General features: G+C 44.0%; 19 protein-coding genes. 10 read left to right on the top strand and 9 right to left on the bottom strand.

Annotation, left to right across the window (positions count from 1 at the left end):
• Positions 1-261 precede the first annotated feature (261 nt).
• Positions 262-1,155, bottom strand: coding sequence for a PfkB family carbohydrate kinase (locus tag NBH14_RS27420; protein ID WP_186961923.1), 894 nt, complete (start codon positions 1,153-1,155; stop codon positions 262-264).
• Between the two features lie 109 nt (positions 1,156-1,264).
• Here NBH14_RS27420 and NBH14_RS27415 point away from each other — a divergent pair, with 109 nt between their 5' ends.
• A complete protein-coding gene (locus tag NBH14_RS27415; protein ID WP_250817935.1) occupies positions 1,265-2,230 on the top strand; it encodes a helix-turn-helix domain-containing protein in 966 nt (321 codons plus the stop codon).
• Positions 2,231-2,274: 44 nt separating this feature from the next.
• Positions 2,275-4,626, top strand: a complete 2,352-nt coding sequence (locus NBH14_RS27410) for a DUF2339 domain-containing protein (protein WP_186961925.1) — start codon at positions 2,275-2,277, stop codon at positions 4,624-4,626.
• Between the two features lie 115 nt (positions 4,627-4,741).
• Here the strand turns inward: NBH14_RS27410 and NBH14_RS27405 are convergent, their stop codons facing one another.
• On the bottom strand, positions 4,742-6,025 hold the full coding sequence (locus tag NBH14_RS27405; protein ID WP_186961926.1) for a UDP-N-acetylmuramoyl-tripeptide--D-alanyl-D-alanine ligase: 1,284 nt from the start codon (positions 6,023-6,025) through the stop codon (positions 4,742-4,744).
• Between the two features lie 119 nt (positions 6,026-6,144).
• Between NBH14_RS27405 and folP the strand changes: the two genes are divergently transcribed.
• The 5 genes from folP to NBH14_RS27380 all read left to right on the top strand — a co-directional run bounded on the left by folP (position 6,145) and on the right by NBH14_RS27380 (position 11,421).
• The gene (gene folP, locus NBH14_RS27400) at positions 6,145-6,999 is read left to right on the top strand and encodes a dihydropteroate synthase (RefSeq protein ID WP_186961927.1); all 855 of its coding nucleotides are present in this window, start codon (positions 6,145-6,147) and stop codon (positions 6,997-6,999) included.
• A 35-nt stretch (positions 7,000-7,034) separates the two neighbouring features.
• Positions 7,035-7,820: a diadenylate cyclase CdaA gene (cdaA, locus tag NBH14_RS27395; protein ID WP_044215084.1), complete on the top strand. Its 786-nt coding sequence runs from the start codon at positions 7,035-7,037 to the stop codon at positions 7,818-7,820.
• Positions 7,821-7,947: 127 nt separating this feature from the next.
• Positions 7,948-8,964: a phosphate acetyltransferase gene (gene pta, locus NBH14_RS27390; RefSeq protein ID WP_009859984.1), complete on the top strand. Its 1,017-nt coding sequence runs from the start codon at positions 7,948-7,950 to the stop codon at positions 8,962-8,964.
• A 20-nt stretch (positions 8,965-8,984) separates the two neighbouring features.
• Complete coding sequence (locus tag NBH14_RS27385; protein WP_186961928.1) at positions 8,985-10,184, top strand: acetate/propionate family kinase; 1,200 nt, start codon at positions 8,985-8,987, stop codon at positions 10,182-10,184.
• Positions 10,185-10,257: 73 nt separating this feature from the next.
• A complete protein-coding gene (locus tag NBH14_RS27380; RefSeq protein WP_186961929.1) occupies positions 10,258-11,421 on the top strand; it encodes a putative hexosyltransferase in 1,164 nt (387 codons plus the stop codon).
• Between the two features lie 179 nt (positions 11,422-11,600).
• On the opposite strand, the gene NBH14_RS27375 is transcribed toward NBH14_RS27380, so the two are convergent.
• The 6 genes from NBH14_RS27375 to NBH14_RS27350 all read right to left on the bottom strand — a co-directional run bounded on the left by NBH14_RS27375 (position 11,601) and on the right by NBH14_RS27350 (position 15,363).
• On the bottom strand, positions 11,601-12,374 hold the full coding sequence (locus NBH14_RS27375) for a UDP-2,3-diacylglucosamine diphosphatase (RefSeq protein WP_186961930.1): 774 nt from the start codon (positions 12,372-12,374) through the stop codon (positions 11,601-11,603).
• Positions 12,371-12,688, bottom strand: coding sequence for an SUF system Fe-S cluster assembly protein (locus NBH14_RS27370; protein WP_009859980.1), 318 nt, complete (start codon positions 12,686-12,688; stop codon positions 12,371-12,373). The genes NBH14_RS27375 and NBH14_RS27370 overlap by 4 nt, the downstream gene beginning before the upstream one ends.
• Before the next feature lie 152 nt (positions 12,689-12,840).
• Positions 12,841-13,521, bottom strand: a complete 681-nt coding sequence (gene radC, locus NBH14_RS27365) for a RadC family protein (protein ID WP_186961931.1) — start codon at positions 13,519-13,521, stop codon at positions 12,841-12,843.
• A 67-nt stretch (positions 13,522-13,588) separates the two neighbouring features.
• Positions 13,589-14,155, bottom strand: coding sequence for an elongation factor P (efp, locus tag NBH14_RS27360; protein WP_009859978.1), 567 nt, complete (start codon positions 14,153-14,155; stop codon positions 13,589-13,591).
• Positions 14,156-14,321: 166 nt separating this feature from the next.
• Entirely contained in the window at positions 14,322-15,020 is a 699-nt protein-coding gene (locus NBH14_RS27355; RefSeq protein ID WP_009859977.1) for an LrgB family protein, read from the bottom strand.
• Positions 15,013-15,363, bottom strand: a complete 351-nt coding sequence (locus NBH14_RS27350; protein ID WP_009859976.1) for a CidA/LrgA family protein — start codon at positions 15,361-15,363, stop codon at positions 15,013-15,015. The genes NBH14_RS27355 and NBH14_RS27350 overlap by 8 nt, the downstream gene beginning before the upstream one ends.
• A gap of 648 nt (positions 15,364-16,011) precedes the next feature.
• On the opposite strand from NBH14_RS27350, the gene NBH14_RS27345 reads away from it, so the two are divergent.
• From NBH14_RS27345 to NBH14_RS27335, 3 genes are all read left to right on the top strand, one after another.
• The gene (locus NBH14_RS27345; RefSeq protein WP_186961932.1) at positions 16,012-19,743 is read left to right on the top strand and encodes a DUF6383 domain-containing protein; all 3,732 of its coding nucleotides are present in this window, start codon (positions 16,012-16,014) and stop codon (positions 19,741-19,743) included.
• 656 nt (positions 19,744-20,399) lie between these two features.
• Positions 20,400-20,708, top strand: a complete 309-nt coding sequence (locus NBH14_RS27340; RefSeq protein WP_250817932.1) for a hypothetical protein — start codon at positions 20,400-20,402, stop codon at positions 20,706-20,708.
• Positions 20,709-20,826: 118 nt separating this feature from the next.
• Positions 20,827-22,941 carry a VapE domain-containing protein gene (locus tag NBH14_RS27335; protein ID WP_186961933.1) on the top strand — a complete coding sequence of 705 codons (2,115 nt, stop codon included), beginning with the start codon at positions 20,827-20,829 and terminating at the stop codon, positions 22,939-22,941.
• Between the two features lie 252 nt (positions 22,942-23,193).
• On the opposite strand, the gene NBH14_RS27330 is transcribed toward NBH14_RS27335, so the two are convergent.
• A complete protein-coding gene (locus tag NBH14_RS27330) occupies positions 23,194-23,418 on the bottom strand; it encodes a DUF4248 domain-containing protein (protein WP_009859970.1) in 225 nt (74 codons plus the stop codon).
• Positions 23,419-23,664: the final 246 nt, after the last annotated feature.

The following is a 23,664-nucleotide window of genomic DNA, read 5'->3' as shown; positions in this document are numbered from 1 at the left end:
CAACCGATAAAACAAGTTTTACGGTGAACATATTAGACAATACTTGCCCTATTTTCCGTTAGAGGAAGTCTATACTTTGCCATGCTAAAATGCGTTTTTGAGAACACTTTACTGAACACCCTACCCTACAGGGTGCTCAGAAAGAGAAGGATTCAAGGGGACCCAGGGTTAGAACCCTGGGCTAGTTTGTTACAGGCTTACAGCCTGAAGGCACCGTCACTAATTGGCTCATCCTATAATTTGCAGATAGCTCAATTATTTCTAAATTTCCGGAAACCTCTGTTCCGCCGTCTCCATGCAATGGATGACATCTTCTTTGCTTCCGCTGAAAGGGCCGGATGCTTCGATCTTGATGGTGGACATGGCGGCGGCAAAACGGCCGGCTTCATCTATGGAAGCACCTTTGGCACGCTGATACAGGTAACCGGTCATATAAGTGTCGCCACAGCCGGTGGCATCAACCACTTCTCTGGGTTTGTAGGCCGGTATTTTATGGAATGTCTTTCCATCGTATATAACAGAGCCCAGGCTACCCAGAGTGATCAGTACTTCTTTTACTCCCCATTCATACATTTTCAATGCGGCATCGACAACATCGTCGTGGCCTGTGAGCACTTCCATTTCATGTTCGTTCGCTTTCAGGAAATGGATATATTTTAATGCTTCTTCCTTTTCTGTCCAGTCGACAGCGTAGACTTTTTTATCACGGACTTCGCGGAGATAACCCTGAGAGTCGGCGGATACAAGTCCTTTTCCTGCCATGTATTTCACGACATCCAGTGAGAAATCGTCAGCCAGGAGGCTTCCCAGATGAATGATCTTGGCCTGTATATCTTTCAGATAATCGACTGTGAACGGGTCTGCTTTCGCCAGAACCCGCTGCGTGCGGTTATCCTGGTTCTCTCCGTAGATGTTCTCGAAATAAACGGAATGTTTGCTGGGCATAACCGCCACATCGATTCCTTCCGACCGTAACTTATCAACCTCTTTCATCTCCGATTCGGCTAAAGCCGTGATCAACGAATAATCGATGTCGTTGAAATGTTTGATTGCATGGGAGAAGTAAAAAGCGGTTCCTCCCGCCATGTGTACTGTATTTTTAGGAGTCACAATTTTATCCAGTGTGATATGACCTATACAACAAAGATCGTGCATATTATTATATTGTTTATAAATGTACAAAAGTAGTCAAAAATGAGTATTGGTAGGAATGGTTCTTTATTTTTATTATTTTTGTCTACTGGCAATCATTAAAATTGTTATTATGAGTAAAGACCTGATTTACGAAAAGTTAATCAGCGCGATCAGAGAGAAAATGCCACATAAAGCGACCCTGACCAATGCTTTGGTTGATTTACTGTGTATAGAAAGAGAAGCTGTGTACCGCCGTATGAGGGGCGATGTGGCTTTTTCTTTTGCAGAGATAGCTGCAATCTGCAATAAGTTTGGGGTCTCGTTGGATAATCTGGTCGGAGGATGTGCGGCAAAGAGTCGTCCTTATCAGCTGAGTCTGGTGGAGTATGTAGAACCGATAGAGGATGATTTTAAAATGTGGGAAATGTATAACGAACGGTTGCGGGAAGCTGGCACCGATCCGTCTTCCTGCGGGGTGGAGTGTATGAATGTACTTCCTGCTACTTTCTTGCTTGATTACGATTATATAACCCGTTTTTATCTCTGTAAATGGTATAACCAGTACGGTCATTCGGATAAAGCGGTTCATTTCAGAGATATAGAACCTTCGGCGAAATTACTGGAAGTGCAGCGGGTTACCGCCGCAGAATCGAAGCATATCGGAAAAACTACTTACATCTGGGACCCTCTGATTTTCCAATATATCGTGAATGATATATTGTATTGTCGTAGTATTCAACTGATTGATACTGAAAATATCCGTCTTTTAAAACAGGATTTATTCCGTTTCCTGGATAATATGGAACTACTGGCAACCCATGGTATGTATAGCGAGACTGGTAATCCGGTTTCGTTCTATATCTCGAATATTAATTTTGATGCCAGTTACAGTTATCTGGATTCGCAAAATTACCGGATCAGCATTATTCGGGCATTTATTTTGAATACGGTTGTTTCGCAGGATGAAAAGGCGTATGAGATTGTCCGTAACTGGCTTCAGTCATTGCTGAAAGCCTCTACCATGATATCGGTCAGTGGTGAACAACAGCGTATTTTGTTTTTTGAGAAACAAAGAAGGATTATGGATAGCCTGTAATTTAAATTAATCCGTATCTTAGTTGCGTTCATTAAATTAAGATTATGGAAACACTGCTTGTCATACTGATCGTCGTTGTATGGATCAGCCTCTATTCGCACATAAGTAAGATGAATACTCATATGGATTCTCTGCGGAAAGATCTGTATAGTTTGCGAAAGTATATCGAGACTCAGTTGGAAGAACTCAGGAGACAGCAGGCGGTAACAACATCGTCCGATGAAAAGCAGGTTGAGGAGGTTGTTGGGAAAGTGGGCGAAGAGATCGCGGAAAGGCTGGTAGAGAAATCAGTGGAAAAAGCGGCGGAAGTGACTCCTGTTGTAGAAAAGCCGGTTGAAAGTAAACCTGAAGAGACCGTTCCGTCTGTCGGCATTGGAGATAAAAAGGTTGTCCCTAAACCGAAGATCAAGCCATTCGGACTTGTCGAAGAAAAGAAAAAAGTCAATTATGAGAAATATATCGGAGAGAATCTGTTTGGGAAGATCGGTATCCTGGTGCTGGTAGTCGGTATGGGGTTGTTTGTCAAATATGCGATCGACAAGAACTGGATCAATGAACTGTTTCGTACAGTACTCGGGTTTGTAGTTGGCGGAGGGTTACTGTTTTTATCCCAAAGGCTTAAAAATACATATCGTACGTTCAGCTCCCTGCTGGCAGGTGGCGCATTTGCTATCTTCTATGTAACGGTGGGGATAGCTTATCATTATTATGGATTGTTCAGTCAGACGGCTGCTTTTATCATATTGGTGGTACTGACGGTCTTTATGTCGCTTCTCTCTGTATTGTATGACCGGAGGGAGTTGGCGGTTATTGCGCTGATCGGTGGTTTTATTGCCCCTTTCCTGGTGAGTGACGGGATGGGGAATTATCTGGTGCTGTTCACTTATATGACGATTCTGAATATGGGAATGTTCGGATTGTCGTTGTATAAGAAGTGGGGCGAACTGCCGCTGATCTGTTTTGTGGCGACCTATGTGATCATGCTCGGTTATTCACTGGTGGCCGATCTGGATATTGCCCGGAGTACGCAATTGGTTCATATGTTGCTTTTCTCTACCTTATATTATCTGATTTTCCTGTTACCGGTTGTTTCGGTACTGCGTACGGATAACAGGAAGGTGAATCAGCCGTTGATGATCGTTGTGGTTTTGAATAATTTCTTTTTTCTTTATTTTGCGCTGTGGTATCTGAAAGATTTGCAACTTGCTTATAACCTGAAAGGGGCGGTTACTTTATTTATTGCACTGGTGAATGCCTGTATTGCTTTTGTGATACGCAGCAGGCAATCGGATGCCGGTTTCCTGTTTACGGCACTGATCGGGATGGCGCTGGCATTTGTCTCCATTACCATACCGATCCAGCTGGATGGAACGTTTATTACGTTGCTTTGGGCAACGGAGATGGTTGTTTTGCTATGGATATTTATAAAGTTCCGTTTTCCCGTTTATGAATACTTTACTATCATTCTTGTTTTTCTGACGATCATATCTTTCCTGATGGATATCGAAGATGTGCTGGTAGCTGGTATGACTGAATCTTTGCTGATGAACGGAACGTTTATGACCGGTCTTTTTGCCGGTCTGGCTTTTGGGGTATTTTCCTGGTTGATGGAACGTGAAAAAGAATTGTTCCGGCAGGCTGCGAATCTGAAATATATACCTTTCAGTGTGATCGCTTTGTTTGCCGGTTGCGGTATCGTATATCTGTCGTTTATTGTAGATTTTCATAGGAATATTATTTTTGAATCGTTGTCTGACTGTTCCAGTCTGGCTTTCAGCAGTTTGACATTGTTTTTAGTGCTGGCCGGTATGAGAAAGCGGTTTCCGATAGAACGTTGTGCGACTGTTTATGCTATATTGGCGGGACTTTCCGCAGGTTTCTTTCTTTGGTTGTCTGCAAAGGCGAATGGTTCGGGTTATACTTCTTTGTATTTGTTACAATGGGGTGTGTTGGTGGTTTTGATCGCTCATCTGTCTTTGTTTGCCAAATGGTATTACGCTTCATTTGATTTCAGACGGAAGAGTTCGGACAAGATGACTTCGTTTATTGCGGTTATCTCAACGGTCCTGTTGGCGGTAGCGGTTAATAATATGTTATATCTGACCGGTTTGCAGAATGAATCGAGTGCGGCACTGTCCATTTCTTTAAGCATTGCCGGATTTATCCTGATGGCGTTGGGGATGCGTTTACATCTGAAAATATTGCGTATGATCAGTCTGGTTGTTTTCGGTCTTGTCCTCTTGAAGCTGGTCATTGTCGATCTGTGGTTACTGCCGACGGTTGGTAAGATCATTGTATTTATCATGCTGGGAGTCATCCTGCTCGTATTGTCTTTCCTGTATCAGAAACTGAAGAAGGTATTGTTTATGGATAATCAGGAGGAAGGAACTACTTGATCATATTGGCTGCCGATAATTATGGACAGGCTTGTCGACAATTATGAGCAAACTTGTCGATAATTGTGAGCAGGCCTGCCGACAATTGTCGGCAAGCGAACAGGACAGAAAGTTATTATAGAACTTCTATTGTCTTTTCCAATGCCATCCCGTGTGAACCTTTGATCAGGATATGGTATCCTTTTAACGGGTTGGCTTTTAATGCGTCGATCAATTCCTCTGTTGTGGCATAGGTGGCAAAGTCTTTGCCTGCTTTTTGGAAATGTTCTCCGCAAAGGAATACTTTATCGAATTTTCCGGCTTTGATTTCTTCTATCGCTTCGGCATGCAATTCGTCGCTAGCCGGCCCCAGTTCACGCATGTCACCCAAAATGACGGCTTTAGGGAATACCGGCATGGCTGTAAAGTTCTCTAACGCAACTTTCATGCTGCTGGGGTTTGCGTTGTAAGCATCGATCAGCAAGGTGTTGCTTGCTGTTTCTTTTAGCTGCGACCGGTTGTTTGTCGGCTCGTAAGCGGCAATGGCACGGCTGATGCGTTCTGCCGGAATTTTAAAGTAACGACCTATGGCGACGGCGGCAAGTACATTATCCAGATTATATGCCCCGATCAGGTGTGTATCTACAGTATGAATTTTTCCCTGTTGTTTCCAATCGAAAGTGAGGAACGGGTTACAGCTGATCACATGACCTGAAGCGAACGAAGTATCGTCTGCCCCGTAAGTGATTTGTTCGATCCCTTTAGCTATCCCCTGCAGGTCTTTATTTTCTTTCTTTATAAATATCTTTCCCTTTGTGCGGCGGATATAGTCGTACAATTCCCCTTTTGTTTTTACGACACCTTCAAAGGAACCGAAACCTTCCAGATGGGCGCGTCCGACGTTAGTAATGATACCGTAGTTCGGCAAAACGATCTCCGCCAGCTCCTTGATGTCTCCCGGATGACTGGCGCCCATTTCGATAACAGCCATCTCATGATCGTGTGTTAGTCGAAGCAAGGTCAGGGGGACACCGATATGATTGTTCAGGTTGCCTTCGGTATAAAGCAGGTTGAACTTGGTGGATAATACGGCCGCCAGTAATTCTTTGGTGGTTGTTTTCCCATTTGTCCCGGTAATACCGATAATGGGAATACCTAATGCTTTACGATGGCGGTGTGCCAATTGCTGTAAGGCCGTCAATACATTGTCGACCAGGATGGTACGTTCGCCTGTGACATAGTCCGGATTATCGATCACGGCATAAGAGCAACCTGTAGCCAGTGCCTTTTCTGCATATTGGTTTCCGTCAAATTTTTCCCCTTTCAGGGCGAAAAAGATGGAACCACGCGGACAATTGCGACTGTCTGTCGTTATTTTCGGATGGTGTATAAATAATTCATACAGTTCTGAAATACTCATAGCTTTCTTTCGTTTGCTGATTATTGGAGAGCAAAAGTAGTAATTAAATGAAGAATGAGGAATGAAGAGGGAAGATTTAAGTGAGAATCGTGTATCTTTGCTGGAAATATAAAATTGGAATGTCAGATAAAACGCTCAATATTAAGGGAACACTCATGTCGCTCTCTACTCCGGTAGTGATGGGGATTCTGAATGTTACCCCTGATTCTTTTTATGCCGGAAGCCGTAAACAAACGGAAGCAGATATTGAAGAACGCATACAGGCTATATTGTCGGAAGGCGGTCAGATCATTGATATCGGCGGATATTCGTCCCGTCCCGATGCAGAGGAGGTTTCGCCGGAAGAAGAGATGGAACGGCTGGCTTTTGCTTTAAAGATATTGAACGCACATTATCCGGAGGCTGTCGTATCGGTCGATACATTTCGTGCTGATGTGGCCCGTAAATGTGTGGAGGATTATGGTGTTGCCATCATAAACGATATATCGGGCGGCGAATTGGACCCGGCTATGTTCGGTACTGTTGCCGGGCTGAATGTCCCTTATATTATGATGCATATGCGCGGAACTCCCCAGACAATGCAGCAGCATACCGGTTATATGGATATGATGGAAGAGATCATGCTGTATTTCGCATCGAAAGTACGTGAACTTCGTTTGCTGGGGGTAAACGATATTATCCTTGACCCGGGGTTCGGTTTCAGTAAAACGGTCGATCAGAATTACCTTTTGATGAATCGTTTACAGGAGTTCGGCGTGTTCGATCTTCCCCTTTTAGTCGGTATATCCCGCAAAAGTATGATCTACCGTTTCCTGGGAGGAACACCTGCCGATAGCCTGAACGGAACTACGGTGCTGAATACGCTGGCACTGATAAACGGAGCCGATATTCTTCGCGTTCATGATGTGAAAGCTGCTGTAGAAGCGGTTAAAATAATAACCAAATTGAAAGTCGAAGATCACGTTCATCCGTAATTTTCAATTCTCAATTTTCAATTTTCAATTAAATTATGTGGATGCATTTCGGAATAAAAGACCTGATCGATGTACTGCTGGTAGCCTTCTTCCTTTATCAGACATACAAACTGATGAAAAGTTCGGGCACGCTGGCTATCTTTAGCGGGGTCGTTTCGTTTATTGTTGTATGGATCCTGGTTTCGCAGGTGTTGGAAATGCGTTTGATGGGCGCCATACTGGATAAGTTTATCAGTGTCGGTTTTGTCGTGCTGGTTATATTGTTTCAGGATGAAATCAGGCGCTTCCTGCTGGCCCTCGGTTCGCACCGCGGCTGGAAGTTTCTGGGGAAACTGTTTTCAAAAAGAGGAGCGGATAAGGAGAGTGAAGGTAAGTTTGTCGCTCCGGTGGTTCTGGCCTGTATGAATATGGCGCGTAAAAAGACCGGTGCCCTGATCGTTATCCAACAGGATGTGGACCTGTCGGTTTATGAACATACCGGCGAAATGTTCAATGCTGATGTGAATGCCCGTCTGATAGAAAATATCTTCTTCAAAAACAGTCCTTTGCATGATGGTGCCATGATCATAGCGGACGGAAGGATCAAGGCTGCCGGCTGTATCCTGCCGGTTGCGCAGAACGCCAATCTGCCGAAAGACCTGGGTTTGCGCCACCGTTCGGCACTGGGAATGTCGCTGGATACGGATGCTTTGATTATTATCGTATCGGAAGAACGCGGCAAGATATCTGTGGCTCATAACGGCAAGTTGGCAATCAATATCTCAGCCGAAGAACTCCAGCAAATCCTTTCAGGAGAGCGTGAAGTAGTGAATTACTGTTAAATGTTCTGAAAGTGGCAGGTCGGGATGCAATTCTTTTGCACTTTTTGCAAACTCTATGTTGCATTTTGTCTACTTTTGTATCCGCAAACAGTAGCAATTACTAAATTCTATAAAAATATCTTCCGCTATGGATTTAATGCAAGAGATTATTGCACGCGCTAAAGCTGACAAGCAGCGCATTGTTCTTCCCGAAGGAACAGAAGAAAGAACATTAAAAGCCGCCGACCGTTTATTGGCCGATGGAGTTGCTGACATCATTTTGATCGGAAATCCTGCCGAGATTTCTTCTCTGGCAGCAAACTACGGTCTGAACCACATCGGACAGGCTACTATTGTTGACCCCAAAAATCATGAAAAGAAAGCCGCTTACGCCGATCTGCTTTTCCAATTGCGCCAGAAAAAAGGCATGACTCCTGAAAAGGCAGCCGTTATGGTAGAAGATCCTTTGTTCCTTGCCTGCCTGATGATCAAGGCCGGTGATGCCGACGGTGAAATTGCCGGTGCGCAGAATACGACAGGCAATGTGCTTCGTCCTGCTTTGCAAATCATCAAGACTGCTCCGGGCATGAGTTGCGTATCAGGTGCATTCCTTATGTTTACAAAGAAACCGGAATACGGTAAAGAAGGTCTTTTGGTTTTTGCCGACTGTGCCGTAATGCCGAATCCTACTGCTCCGGAACTGGCAAGTATCGCTGTAGCAACAGCTGCAACAGCCCGCGATATCGTTGGTGTTGAACCGCGTGTGGCAATGTTGAGCTTCTCGACAAAAGGCAGTGCTTCTCACGAAATGGTAGACAAAGTAGTTGAGGCTACCCGTCTGGCAAAAGAAATGGCTCCGGAACTGAAGATCGACGGCGAATTGCAGTCGGATGCAGCTTTGGTAGAATCGGTTGCTTCATTGAAGGCTCCGGGCAGCGAAGTGGCAGGAAAGGCTAACGTACTGGTATTCCCGACACTGGAAGTAGGTAATATTGCTTATAAACTGGTTCAGCGTCTGGGTGACGCAGAAGCTGTAGGCCCGATCCTTCAGGGTATGGCTGCTCCTGTTAACGACCTGTCACGTGGTTGTTCAGTAGATGATATTTATAAAATGGTTGCTATCGCCAGCAATCAGTCTATCGGCTTAAAAGCTGCTAAAAAATAAAAAGACACAACAAGAAAGATATGAAGATATTAGTATTAAATTGCGGAAGCTCGTCTGTTAAGTACAAACTGTTCAATATGGACACACACGAAGTACTGGCACAGGGCGGCGTAGAGAAACTGGGTTTGCCGGGTTCTTTCCTGAAATTCACTCAGCCGGATGGTAAGAAAGTGATTCTGGACAAGGAGTTACCTGAACACAACGCAGCTATTGAGTTCATCCTGAGCGTTCTGACAGATGAAAAATACGGCTGTATCAAGTCGTATAACGAGATTGATGCTGTAGGTCATCGTGTGGTACACGGTGGTGAAGCATTCAGCGGAAGTGTGGAAATTACTCCGGAAGTGATCGGTAAAATGGTTGAGTGCATTGACCTGGCACCGCTTCATAACCCGCCAAACCTGAAAGGTATCCGTGCCATGAGCGCATTGATCCCGGGAATCCGTCAGGTGGGTGTGTTCGACACTGCTTTCCATCAGACAATGCCGGATTATGCTTATATGTACGGTCTGCCTTATTCTCTGTATAAGAAATATAGTATCCGTCGTTATGGCTTCCACGGAACCAGTCATCGTTATGTATCAAAACGTGCTTGCGATATCCTGGGTGTTCCTTACGAAGAACAGCGTATCATTACGGCTCACGTAGGTAACGGTGGTTCTATCGCTGCTGTTAAAAACGGTAAGAGTATAGATACTTCTATGGGACTGACTCCGGTAGAAGGTTTGCTGATGGGAACCCGTTGTGGTGATGTGGATGCCGGTGCACTTACATTCATCATGGATAAGGAAAAGCTGGATGCGAAAGGTTTGTCCGACCTGATCAACAAACAGAGCGGTGTGCAGGGACTTTCCGGTATCTCTTCCGATATGCGTGAGATCGAGGCTGCTGTTGCCGAAGGCGATAAGCGTGCTATCCTGGCTTTGAACATCTATAACTACCGTATCAAGAAATATATCGGAGCTTATGCTGCTGCTATGGGCGGTTGCGATATTCTGGTATGGACTGGCGGCGTAGGTGAAAACCAGTGGGCTACTCGTCGTGCGGTATGTGAAAACATGGAATTCATGGGCATGAAGATCGACGTTGAAAAGAACGACGGTATGCGTGGTGAAGAAATGGTGATCAGCACTCCGGACAGTAAGGTGACAATTATCGTTGTGCCGACTGACGAAGAGTATATGATTGCTTCCGATACAATGGATATATTAGGTAAATAAATATTGGTAATTGATAAAGACCGAGGAAGGGTGTAAAAGCTTTTCTCCGGTCTTTTCATTAAAGACTACTATTATGCAGAAAATTATCTCTTTTTTGTTTTCTCTTTTCAGAAACAAAAAGTTTCTGGCTTTGTTGATTTTGTTCGGCATAGTAGTAAAATTATGTATGCTTCCTTTTTACCCTCAACCGGGGGATTATACTTTTTTCCTTCTGCCGTGGGTGGAATTTATCAAGTCGAACGGTTATTTTGAGGCTTTCCGTTATCCGTTTGCTAATTACACACCGGCTTATCTGTATTTTTTATTACTGATAGCCAAGCTTGGGGTAGCTCCTTTGATGGGGATTAAACTATTGTCTATTTTCTTTGAATATGTGGCAGCCTGGTTTGTGGGGGCGATTGCTTATCAGAAATATAAGGAAAATTGGGTGAGATGGTGTGCGTTTGCCGTGGTGCCGCTTCTTCCGACAGTCCTGATTAATAGTTCTTACTGGGCTCAATGCGACTCTATTTATGTCTCTTTCCTGTTGGGGAGTATTTATTTTGTGATGAAGAAGCGCTCGCTTCTTTCCGTTTTGTTTCTGGGGATTTCTTTTTCCTTTAAATTACAGGCTGTACTTCTCTTTCCTTTTTTCTTTGTTTTGTTACTGAGGAACAGGATTAAATGGTATTATTTTTTGTTGATTCCTGCTGTTTATCTGGTATCGGTTCTTCCTTCTTATATAGCCGGTCGGCCGTTGATGGATTTGTTGTCTGTGTTTATAAAACAGTCATCGCATTATGAGGAACTTTCTTTACAGTTTCCCAATATTTATATGTGGATCAGCAATGATTACTACGAACCGGTAAAATGGATAGGAATACTGTTTACTTTTTTGTTCGCGTTAATAGGGGGTGGATATCTGGCCTGGAAACGTCCGGTTAATTTGACGAACGAGTATTTGATTCGGTTGGCATTGCTTTCGGCTGTGGTTTTTCCTTTTATTTTGCCTGGAATGCATGAACGATATATGTATGCGGGTGATTTGCTGGCCGTTGTTTATATGTTGTATTTCCCCCGGAAATTCTATTATGCAGTGGGGATCCCTATTGTCTCTTTCTTTTCTTATGCACTTTGTACTTCGCTCAACGAGACATTGATCTATTATCTGGGAGTACCGATGACTATTTTTTATTTCTTGGTAATCATTGGGTTGATACGCGATTTTATTTTATCAGGTAAGACCTCGGAAAAATAATCCTCTTGTTTTTGTCTATAATTAGAGAAAACTGTGTAACTTGCATCCGGTTAATAATAACTAATCCTCACAGCTTACAAAACACAGGATTAGTGTTTAGACTGCTCTGACACCGGTTGGGGCAGTTTTTTTAATTGAAAATTAGGAATTGAAAATTGAAAATTAGGGAGATTTTCGTATTAATTTTCAATTAACTCAAACTGTTCAAGGAACAGGTTCTCCCCGTCCCATACGATATAAGAAAAGAGTGTCATCCAGTCGCCGGCGATCAGCAAGCGGGAGGTACGCGAAAGCATCAGGTCGAGCATGATGTGGCGGTGGCCGAAGATAAAGAAATTAATATCCGGATGCGTTTTCAGATAGTCTTTGGCGAAAAGGACGAGATATTCTGATGCTTCACCTTTATATTTTAATGCATCTTCTTTTTCCAGGCCGCTTTTACGACTGTTCAGTGACCAGCCTAGGGCAAAACCGAAAGTCCAGCGAGGATGAATGCCGGCATAAAGCCACTGGCAGAATTTGTTACGGAAAAGGGCACGGATAAAGCGGAAGGCTTTGCTGCGGTAGTCCACCTCGTCGCCATGGCCGAGAAAGAAACGCTTGCCCAGCAGATCGGTCGTCAATACGTCCCGATGGATCACTGCACCGATTTCATTGGGCAGGTAATCGAACATCCATATGTCGTGGTTGCCGATAAAAATATGGATTTCGATGCCGCTGTCCGATAATTCGGCCAGCTTACCGAGGAAACGGGTAAATCCTTTGGGTACTACATATTTATATTCGTACCAGTAGTCGAACATATCTCCCAGAAAATAGATTGCCATAGCTTCGTCTTTGATGCTGTCGAGCCAACGCACCAACTTTTTCTCAACGGCCAGCGGGTCTTTATGAAAACGGGCGCCCAGATGGGCGTCCGAGGCAAAATATATTTTCTTCCGGGATGTATTCATAGGAAACCTAGTTCAAGTTTCGCTTCTTCCGACATCATATCCTTATCCCATTCCGGTTCGAATACGAGGTTGACTTCCACGTTGTTCACACCATCTACCGATTCCACTTTCATGCGGACATCTTCCAGAATAAAATCGGCGGCCGGGCAATTCGGAGCCGTCAGGGTCATATCTATGCGGACGTTCTTTTCGTCGTCTATATCTACTTTGTAAATCAGGCCGAGATCGAATACGTTGACCGGTATTTCCGGATCATATACCGTTTTCAGCATGGCGACAATCGCTTCTTCTGTTTGGAGGAATTCGTTGTTCATCTTCTTTTAATTTGAATGCAAACTTACTAAATAATTGAGAATTGAAAATTGAAAATTGAAAATTTATAAGAAAACACTCTGTAAGTCCTTCTTGTTCACCCTTCTCATATCAAACACTAATTTTCAATTTTTAATTCTTAATTTTCAATTCCTCAAAGTCTTCCTTCGTCTGCATAACTGAAGTAGCTGCCGTCGGCAAGGATGATATGGTCTAATAAGTTTATTTCAAGTAATTCGGCGGCCTTATGCAGGCGTTTGGTCAGGGAGTCATCCTGCGAACTCGGGTGAGTGTTTCCCGAAGGATGATTATGGCAGAGAATAATACCGGCGGCCAGTGCGTTGATAGCCGTTTTCAGTATGATGCGCAGGTCGGCGGAGGTTTCGGCCGTTCCTCCCTGGCTGATCCGGGTTTTGCCGATCACTTTTCCGGCCCGGTTTGTCAGGGCAATCCATAATTCTTCGTGAGGTAAATCGCAGAGCAAGGGGTGAAACAAAGAGTAGGCGTCGTGGCTGCTTCGGATCGACTGGCGCAGGACAGGATCGGACAGGTTGCGGCGTTTGCCGAGCTCGAGTGCAGCACATATTGTGATCGCTTTCGCTTCACCGATACCTTTGAATCCGGAGATCAGTTCCCGGATTGTCAGTTTAGCCAATGCATTCAGATTATTGTCTGCCGTGTTGAGGATACGCTGCGATAGCTGTACGGCAGTTTCATTGCTGTTACCCGAACTGATGAGGATGGCTAAAAGTTCGGCATCACTGAGAGAGGCGACACCTTTGAGTAACATTTTTTCGCGCGGGCGGTCTTCTGCTGCCCATTCTTTTATTTTCATAGCGATATGTTTTGGATAAGAAAAAATAGAAGGGCAGTCCATAAACCGCCCTTACAATATATAAATATTATTCACGGATACGTCCTACGTAAGAACCGTCTGTTGTGTTGATTTCGATGATTTCGCCTTCATTGATGAATAACGGAACACGAACTTCTGCACCTGATTCCACGGTAGCCGGTTTCAATGTGTTTGTAGCGGTATCGCCTTTTACACCCGGTTCTGTATAAGTTACTTTCAACTGTACTTTGGTAGGCATGTCAGCAAAAAGAACAGTATCTGTAGATGCATCGGAAACAACTTCCACAATCTGACCTTCGATCATGAAATCTACTCCGTTAATCAAGTCTTTGTCGATGATTACGTCATCGAATGTTTCCTGGTTCATGAAGTGGTAATGTTCGCCTTCTGCATAAGTATATTGGTAAGGACGACGTTCTACACGTACATCTTCCAGTTTTTCACCGATATTGAAGCGGCGTTCGATCTGGCCTCCTTTTACTACATCCTTCAATGTAGTACGCATAATTGTGTTACCTTTTCCCGGTTTTACGTGGAGGAAGTCAACACAGAAATAGAGTTTACCGTCCAAACGTATACAAGTCCCTTTTTTAATGTCTTGTGAATTAATCATATGAATGTTTTTATTTATAATGTTTTTTTGAATTGTCTTCGGTCATTTTCGGGTACAAAAGTAGTGTTTTCCTCTTAAAGTACCAATATATGCCTATGTTTTTATTCAGAAATAGGTTGCAAATCAGTCTGATATGATTTCAGAAGGCACAGAAGAAGGTATTATCCTAAAACAGGGAAATGATAAAACTGATTACCGGAACCAGAATGGCGGTCATAATTCCCATCAGGCCGATAGCCAGTCCGCTCAGTGCTCCTTCGACAGCTCCGATCTGTATGGCAACGGAAGTTCCCAGTCCATGTGATGATGCGCCCAATGCCAGCCCTTTGGCGATCCGGCTTTCAATACCTAATACTTTCATCACGAACGGGCCGACAATACTGCCGAATATACCTACTGCTACAACGATAACGGCTGTTAGCGAAGGCATTCCTCCGGCCTTTTCGGCAATACCCATAGCGATAGGAGTCGTTACGGATTTCGGTTGGAGGGTGGCGATCAATGCCTGGTCGGCTCCCATCAGGTCGCCGATCACGATCACGCTCACGATGCCGATAATGGCTCCGACGAATACGGAGGTGAGGATAGAGATCACATTTCCCTTCAGGTATTGCATCTGTTCGTATAAGACAAATCCCAATGCGACAACCGATGGCCCCAGCAAGAAATGGATCAGATGGCTTCCCCGCTGAAAAGACTCATATTCGATTCCCATCATTTTCAGTACGGCAATAATAACGAGGATGGATGTCAACAGCGGGTGCAGCAGGCTGATACGGGTTTTCTTATACAAAGCCAATGCCGCCATATAAGTACCGATCACCAGTGTGAGTGAAAATACTTCCGATTGCGCGAGGTTATTCATTGCTTCCGACCTCCTTGCCGAGTTTTTGCTGGATAAGTGCGACACTCGCTATTACCAGGATCGTACTGACCACGGATGCAGTAAGAATAACTGCCCAATATTGTGATATGACTCCCAGCGACGTCATAAGCCCGACGCCTGCGGGAAGGAAGAACAGTCCCATGTTTTCAGTGAGGATCGTGGATAGTTTTTTTACGTTGGCAGGCTTTACCAGCTTAAAGACCAATGCCAGGAATAACAATATCATACCGATCACGCTTCCCGGAATGAAACCGTCGATAAAGGAGCTGATAAACTCTCCGGTAAAATAGAAGAACAGAATGTAAAATGCTTGTTTTAGCATATCTCTTTGCTGTTTAAATAGACACTGCAAAGATAACAGCTTTGTAGGAAATATGTTCTACAACATAGTAATTTAACATAAATACTTGTTGAATGAGGCTGCTAGGTACTTTAACGTGGTTGTGTTATAACTTGATGTATTTGTTCTATACTATAGTCTTTTTTCTGAATGAAAATCCCCCGCTTATTCCCTCCTAAAACAGGCTAAATCCTATCTTTTAACAATTCTCGGCAAAAAGCTGAAAAAGTAGATCTTGAAACACAGTCTATTATGAAACGCGCGTGGGTACATATTTATATGTATAATGGTAATAAAAAATAGCTTATGATCTGTTGAATAATAAAGGATGTGGTGTAAAATGAGAATGACTAATTTTAAGGTTCCTTTTTTCTCGCCAGCAAAGTTACTATATTCTTTTAATCCTCCAATCTTTTTCAAAATATTTTTTCCTTTCCTATATCCTTTCTTATCAACAGAATAGCAAAACTAGTACGAAAATCATCCTTTTGACCACAAAGACAAAATGGGCAAGAAATAATGACTAGAAAAAAGGAACGTTTTCTCTAGTCATCTGCTCTTAGAGGCGTTCCTGATCTGAGGTTAAAAGACTTTTTAAATAACACTATTATTAATATTAAACGAAAGATTATGAACAAAAAGTTTTCTACTTTGATGACGGGAGCGTTATTGGTAGGATCAATTACTGTCGCAAGTGCTCAGCATGCGAACAAGAGTGATTGGGAAGTACCGTTTCGCACTCAAGATGTAACTGCAGCAAGATTGGATCAGATTGCTGTTACTAAAATCAATAAATTTGATTCAAACAAGTACTACCAATTGGTGGTAAATGAAAATGCAGAGACTGATGCAGATGGCGAAAATGCGTATATCAGAACTCCGAAGGTTCTTGTGCAGACTAGAGATTATACAACCGGTAAATTGTATTTAAAGGTAGTAGACATCAATGAAACAAATGAGTTAGGTGCAAAATTAACCTCTTCATTGTGGAAAATCGATGTGCAGGAAGATGCTTCTAACGGTGTTAACTTCAGATTCATCAATAAAGAAACAGGCTATCCTCTGACATTTGATCATGAGAATGCTGTTGCAGGTGGAACTCTTACTGCTGATTCAAAGATCTCAGGTGCTGTAGAGAAAACATTAGTAGACGGTTGTATCGACAGATGGACTTGGTATAATATCGCAGAAAAAACAACTGGTACATTTGATGCACAGAAATTATGGGCTTTTGTACATGATACGAATTCTAAAAAAGTAATTGCTTTAGCTCAGAATGCATCTGGTGACGTTGTTGCTGTTGAATATTCAGATGCAGATGCTGGTGTAAACATGGCAGACCAGAATGTAATTGCTTTGACACCGGTTGTAGCTGGTGCTAAAGTGCTTTCTGCTAATGACATCAATAGCATGATCGATGCTGATGGATCTTGGGAATATGGTAATAGTGTTGCCGGAGATAATTGGAATAAGGCAATCTTTGATGTATTCAAATCAGGTACGACAAATGAAGTGGAACTTGCTGCTACTTATGATTATTTCGTAAGAGAAAAAGGATATGTTGCAGAAGAACACGATTATTCCGGACTGGAAGGAAATGTTAGCATCTCCGACTATGCAGGATTCAATATTGCATTAAGAGTAAAGAAGGCTTCAACTACTGAACCTGATTCCGTATTGATGGTTTCTACAGAAGCTTATGAAGCAGACATGTTGAATCCGGAAAAGAGCCCCAACCTGAAATTGGTGAATGCTCCGGCTCCTGATTATACAAAACTGACTGCATATAATGCACGTTCTATCTTTAAGTTCACTTATTTCCCGACTCAGGACAGCTTGGTTATCGAACCGTGGAATGCTTCTTCTATGTCTGTAGCTGAATACCAGGCAGGTACTGCATGGACTGCAACATCATTGGCAAGTGCTACAACTAAGCAGTTCTATAACTCTGTAAACGAAGGTAAAGCCCGTGGTACAGGTGCTATGACTGCTGCAGATAATACAGGTGTAAAGAAAGCCGAAAACGAACCGGTTGCAATCACAATCGCTTATTTGTCTGACGGTTCTGTCGTTCCTACAGTAGGTCGTGCCCGTACTTATCAGGGAGGTGCATTTGCTAGTGCAGGTCTGGCTATTAATTCAAAAGGAAATGGTAAGGCTTATGTAACTAATAAGCAGGCTGATATGCTGATCCGTATCGGTTTCGATCACGATTATTCTTATTTGGCTCGTGCTACAAAGGATAAGAAAGAGGGAGTTGATTATTACTTTGTTCGTTTGTCTACAACAAAAGCTGCCAGCCAGGGTGAAAAGAGAGTAGACGGTTCATATATCGTTTCTGATTTTGCCGGACATATGTATTATGATGTAAAAGAAAACGAACAGGACTTCAATCATATGCCTGCAACTCAGTGGGTGGTTAAACAACTGGGATGTGATAACAGAACTGCTCCTCAGGACAATGAAACTCCGCGCGTAAGAATTACTAACCGCGAATTTGCTAATGTAGCATTCGAAGGTCAGCTTTATAATGTGAAAGATGCTGAAGGTAAAGTTGTTGCCGGTAAATATTACTTTATCGATCACACAAAAGATGCTAATGTAAATTATCTGGAAGGTCTGAGCCAGCATGGTGCAGCTTATAACTTCCTGAACTGTGGCGATACAATCTATTTCGATGACGTGAAAGATGCTACAAGAGGTTATCTGGACCTGAGCGGCAAACAAGTTACCGATACAACTTACGTATTCAACCTGATCGATGGTTTGAACAATGAAATGTTCCTGACAGCAGATGTAAATGACACATTGACAATTGCTAAAGAACAATTGGAATTCCAGTTGGATAACGCAACATCTGTTACGGCAAACGGTTGGACGAAGACTATCTACAGATTGAAGATTAAAGATGCTAACCAGATCGATAACGATTACAAGTATATCGCATTGGATCAGAATCATAAGTTTGTAGCTAAATACGAAGAAGATATTACAAGCGATCCTTCTTTGACAATGGCTTGGTTTGCATTCAAAGAAGATGCACATGCAAATGGCGCTCATTATTATGCAATGATCCTTACAAATGCAAAAGGTGAAGCTCTGCAGGTATTGCGTCGTCAACCGATCAGCAATGAAATGAAAGTGGATGATCTGTGTACATCAATGGGTACAACAACTACTACAATCTTCGATATCAAACCGGTTAAGAGTCATATCTATGTACAGTTGGCAGAGAATCGGGTTTATGTTCCTGTTAATATCCAGAAAGAACCGTATCAGGCATTCTTGTATGAAGATGCTGGTTCTGTTTACTCGGCAGGTAAAGGTATGAATTTCGTAGGTGTTCAGCCGAAGAATGTAACTCCGGAAGCTCCGTCTGTATATATCGACCTTGCAAAGAAAGATGATTACAGACCGTTGTATATGTTTGTTGTTGATCCGGATAGCGTACCTGCTTACACATTCTGTAAAGACGGTAATATCGAAGCTCCTCACGGATTGAATCCTTCTTGCGGACACGAAGAATCTTATGATGGTTACCTGGCTGGTCGTTTCATGATCAACTTGCAGGATTCAGTAGACCTGTATGAAAACATCAATAAGCTCCAGAATGCCAGCATCTTCAAACATAACAACAAAACTCGTTTGGCATTTGTAGAAGCAATCCATAAAGGAGATAAGTTGTATATCCTGAAATCTGACTATACATTAGGTTTGAAAGCATGGGAAAAGAAAGGCAGCAAGACTGTTATCGCTATCGAACAGGATGGTCACAAATATATCAATCCGAAATATTTCAAGGATAACGAAGCATTCCTGGCTGTAATTGATGTAACTAAGGCTGACGATGCTAACAAAGCTGCATTTGCTTTGAGAAGAGTAGACTTTAAAAACGAAGTTGAAGGTTCTGAAGATGTAGATGTTAAAGATGTTCAGTTCTATATCGAAACAGCTGCAACAGGTTATGGTGCATTCAAGGGTGAAACAGCTGCTTGGTTGAAAGAAGAAGACGGTGTTGCCGTATTAGCTCAGAAAGCAAACAAGAACGGTAATCATGAAGGTTCTGATGATGCAATCAACGAAGGTATCAACCAGGCTACTCCGTTCACATTTGACTTTGAAAATGCTACAACTCCGACAGAGAACGAAACTATCGGCACTTCTGCAATCAGCGTAGTAGCAACTGACGGTGCTGTAATCGTTAAGGGTGCACAGGGCAAGAAAGTTGTTATCAACAACGTACTTGGTCAGGCAGTAGCTAATACAGTGATCACTTCAAGCGAAGCTACTATCTCTGTTCCTGCAGGTGTAGTATTTGTAGCTGTAGAAGGCGAAGCTGCTGTTAAAGCAATCGTAAAATAAGAAACTATTTATAATCAATAGATTTTGACTGCGTGTCTTGTCTTCGGGCAATGATAATTACCCCGTGAGGGCGAACAAGTGGTCAGTATTAATACTAAAGTAATGAAATAAAGTTCTTCTGTTCGATCTCTGTGAAGAGCGAAGGCAGACAAAAACAAGCCCCGGGGGATTTCCTCCGGGGCTTCGTTGTTAGAAATAATTGAACTATCCCGTTCCCGTGCTTGACACGGGATCGCAAAGGGACAGACCGTATCGACTTTCAACGAGGCTCGCCTCGTGCCGCAGGCTCTCTTTTGCCGTTGGTTTCAACCAACGGTTTTAAATACAAGAGGCAAAGCCTCTTCTTCTGTGGGATTTATCCCCTTTCATAATATAATATCCGGAAAGGGGTTGAAACCCACAGAGGAATCCGGTAAAACCGAAAGATTATCTATCCGTCAGTTGAAACTGACGGCAAAAGAGAGCCTGCGGCATGGGGCTTTGCCCCATTAAAGAGACACAAATAGTTCAAATTTGATAAACTCTGAACCAACACCCAGTCAATCACTAATAATAAAAACAATCCAAATGAAAAAAAACTGGAAGCCGGCCTTCTGACAGAGGCGGCACAAGAATTGAGGCTCCGCTGCGAGCTGCTCGAAGGCGAACTTCGGGAAGTGAAAAAACAATGTAACAAACTGGCACACCTGCTGGAACATGCCGTTTGGGAAGAAGATATGATAGCGGAAGAACCTATCGTCTTCAACGGACTGACGGCCGATTTCGTGGAACTGATCGGCCCTTTGGTGATGAGCCGCAAATGGACGGTGAACGGACGGCACGATGTGCAACCCTTCCTCCGTTCGCTCGACTCGGTCTTTCATATACGCTATGATCCGGAGAAAGATTACCTGGCGTTGGGCAGACTGACGAATGTCGTACAGGAATATCTCGACAATCACCGGGATGACGATCTCCCCGGATAAGCGCTTGAATTTACAGGGCCCGTGTTTATCATAATAAAAGAGAAAATAACGGGCCCCTCTGTAAAGAATTGCCGATCTTGAAAGCAGTAATGAAAACCTCAATTTTAAACGAACTGTTATGATAAAAGTAACTGTGTTTGCCCGGTTTAAAACCTGTATGGGCGACGTCAACCTGATAGACGTCCTTTCTGATATCCGGAATGGCAAATATGCCACGTCTATTAACCGTATCCGTGCCTGTATGGACAAGGGTGATCTCGAAGCGGCCGATATGCTGAAAAAAGCATTGCCGGCTATAACAATTTCCGCGACCTATCGCGGGCAACGCCTTGTAGAATATATGACTGCCTACAATCCATTGATTATCCTCGATTTTGATGACTTGAAAAAAGAGGATTTACCCCACCTGCTCGCTCTGGTGCGTGAGGCTGTCTATACGGTGGCCTGCTGGATCAGTCCGCGCGGGCATGGCATCAAAGTCATTGTCTACCCGGTGGTCGGACTTGAACTGGTGCCTCAGAGTCATCCGGCTATCTACAAGCGGGTGAAAGACTGGTATCAACGCCTGCTGGGTACTAAAGCCGATACTTCGGGAAGCGATGCCGGGCGTCTCTGCATTGTTTCGTACGATCCGCAACTTTATCTCTCCCCCGGTTTCGAACCCTGGCTGAGAGGGGAGGGCACTTTGCCCGGCGATCTGCCGCCGATAGAAGCCGTTATCGGAAAAGATGTCATGCAGCTGATTTCTTCCGCCCGTAAACAGACTACTCGTAAGTTTACTTATGCCGAGGGCAACCGCAACAATTACGTCCATCTCTTTGCCGCCAACTGCAACCGTTTGGGAGTGGCCAAAGAAGAAGTTGTGAAGTATGCCTGTAAAACCTTTACCGACCTGCCGGCCGAAGAGTGCCTGCAAGCTGTCGATAGCGCTTATATGCATACGGAGGAACATGGTGCCGGGAAGACGGCGCTTCGCTCGCATCGTGGGGATAGTTTTGTCGTTCAGATACAGGAGTTTCTAAACAAAAGTTTCAAGCTTCGCCGCAATATCGTCCGGCGTATAGTGGAGTATCGGAGCCTGACGAAGCACGATGCTTATCAGCCTGTCACCGATTATTGGGAAAACTCTGTCTGGTGTGCCTTGCAGAAGGCGGATGTGTTTTGTCGTGTGTCTGACCTGCGTTCGGTGATCCATTCCGATTTCAGTCCTGAATACAATCCATTCCGGTCTTACTTCGAAAACCTGCCAGCCTGGGACGGGAAGACAGACGCTATCGGGCAGCTGGCCGGCACTGTCGACACCACCTGCCCTGAATATTGGGGGAAGTGCCTGAAGAAATGGCTGGTGGCCGTTGTGGCCTGTGCCATCAACGAGCAGAAGGCAAACCATACGGTCTTGTTGCTGAGCGGAGCGCAGGGATTGGGCAAGACTACCTGGTTGCGTAACCTGGTGCCTCCCGCATTTAGAAACTATGTCTATTCGGGCAATCTCGATCCTACGGCAAAAGACTCGTCGTTGCTGATGAGCGATTGTTTCCTGATCATCCTCGATGAGTTGTCGGGACAGAGCCGCGTGGAGTTGAACCAGTTGAAGGCGTTGATCACGAAAGACTCTATCCTTGAACGCCGCCCGTATGCCCGCAATGCGGAGACGTTCGTGCGCCGTGCTTCGTTTGCCGCCACGGTGAACGACAGCCAGATACTGACCGACCGTACCGGTTCGCGCCGTTTCCTTTGTTTTGAAACGCTCCGCATCGATTATACCTCCGGGATAGATCATACCGCCATTTATGCTCAGGCGCTGGCGCTTTATAAACAGGGGTTCCGTTATTGGTTTGCCGACCAGGATATTACGGAGATAAACGAGAACAACGAACCTTTCCAGCAATCGAGTCCCGAAGCGGAATTGCTTTTCACGTATTTTCGCAAACCGGTGCGTTTCGAGGTGTATATTTTACTCTCCACCAGCGAAATCATGTCTAAAATAGCGGAACGAACACGCTATTCCGTGACCACAATGAGCGTAAATCAACTGGGAAAAGTGTTAAAAGGTGCCGGTTTTGAGTCGCAAAAGAGACATGGGAAGCGTCTTTTTGCCGTCATTGAACTGACGAATGACCAGATAGAAGCCCGCCGTAAGGGATTCGGGTATGATCCGGTAGATGGAGAGGAACGGCCTGACGGAGAGGATGATAACGAAGCGGAACCTCCTGAGCCAACACTCCCGTTTTAAGGATCGGGGGCGGATGGGGGCGGCAAAAAGGCTTTTTGGGAAACTTCTGTATAGTGTGTTCCTTGTTCCTTCTACGATCTGATCGTAGAAGGAACAAGGAACATCTTATTATAAAGTTTTTAAAACCCTCTTTTTGCTGCCCCCATCCGCCCCCGGACAGATTGGCTGCCGCAGCTATTTTATTTTACTGCGGCAGCCACCGGAAATGGGTGCGGCAGCCGGTAAAAACAGCTGCGGCACTTATCTTTTTCTTCAAGGCTCTCCCAGATGCTCGACAATACATTCTACCTGGCGGGGCGTAAAGCTTCGTATGCCGGGACGGAAGCCCAGTTCAAGCAGTTTCGCTTTCAGTACGCCATGATAATTGATCCACCGCCAAAGTTGCATAATCGCTCCTCTGTGACTCATATGAGGGCTGTAAAGCTCGGCCAGCTCACCTACTCCGTAGGCTCGTATTTCGAAGGTTGTTTGTTTCATAATATGAATGGGTTTATTTCTCTAAGATACGAATAATCAATGTATGAATCAAGGTTTTTGTTTTGTTTTTTCGGAGGTTTTGCTGATTTTTTGTTTCAGAATTTATCAAATTTGAATGTAGCATCGTTGGTAGGGGCGGTTCGCGAACCACACGTGTCCACTAAAAAAAATTAAGATTTAACTGGGTGTCAATTTGGCACCCAGTATCTTTTGTCCCCATGAACAACTCACTAAACGGCTTTTTGT

Origin of the sequence: Parabacteroides caecihominis, from assembly GCF_023656785.1 — a bacterium.
Lineage (GTDB): Bacteria > Bacteroidota > Bacteroidia > Bacteroidales > Tannerellaceae > Parabacteroides > Parabacteroides segnis.
This window is presented reverse-complemented; position numbering and strand designations above follow the sequence as displayed.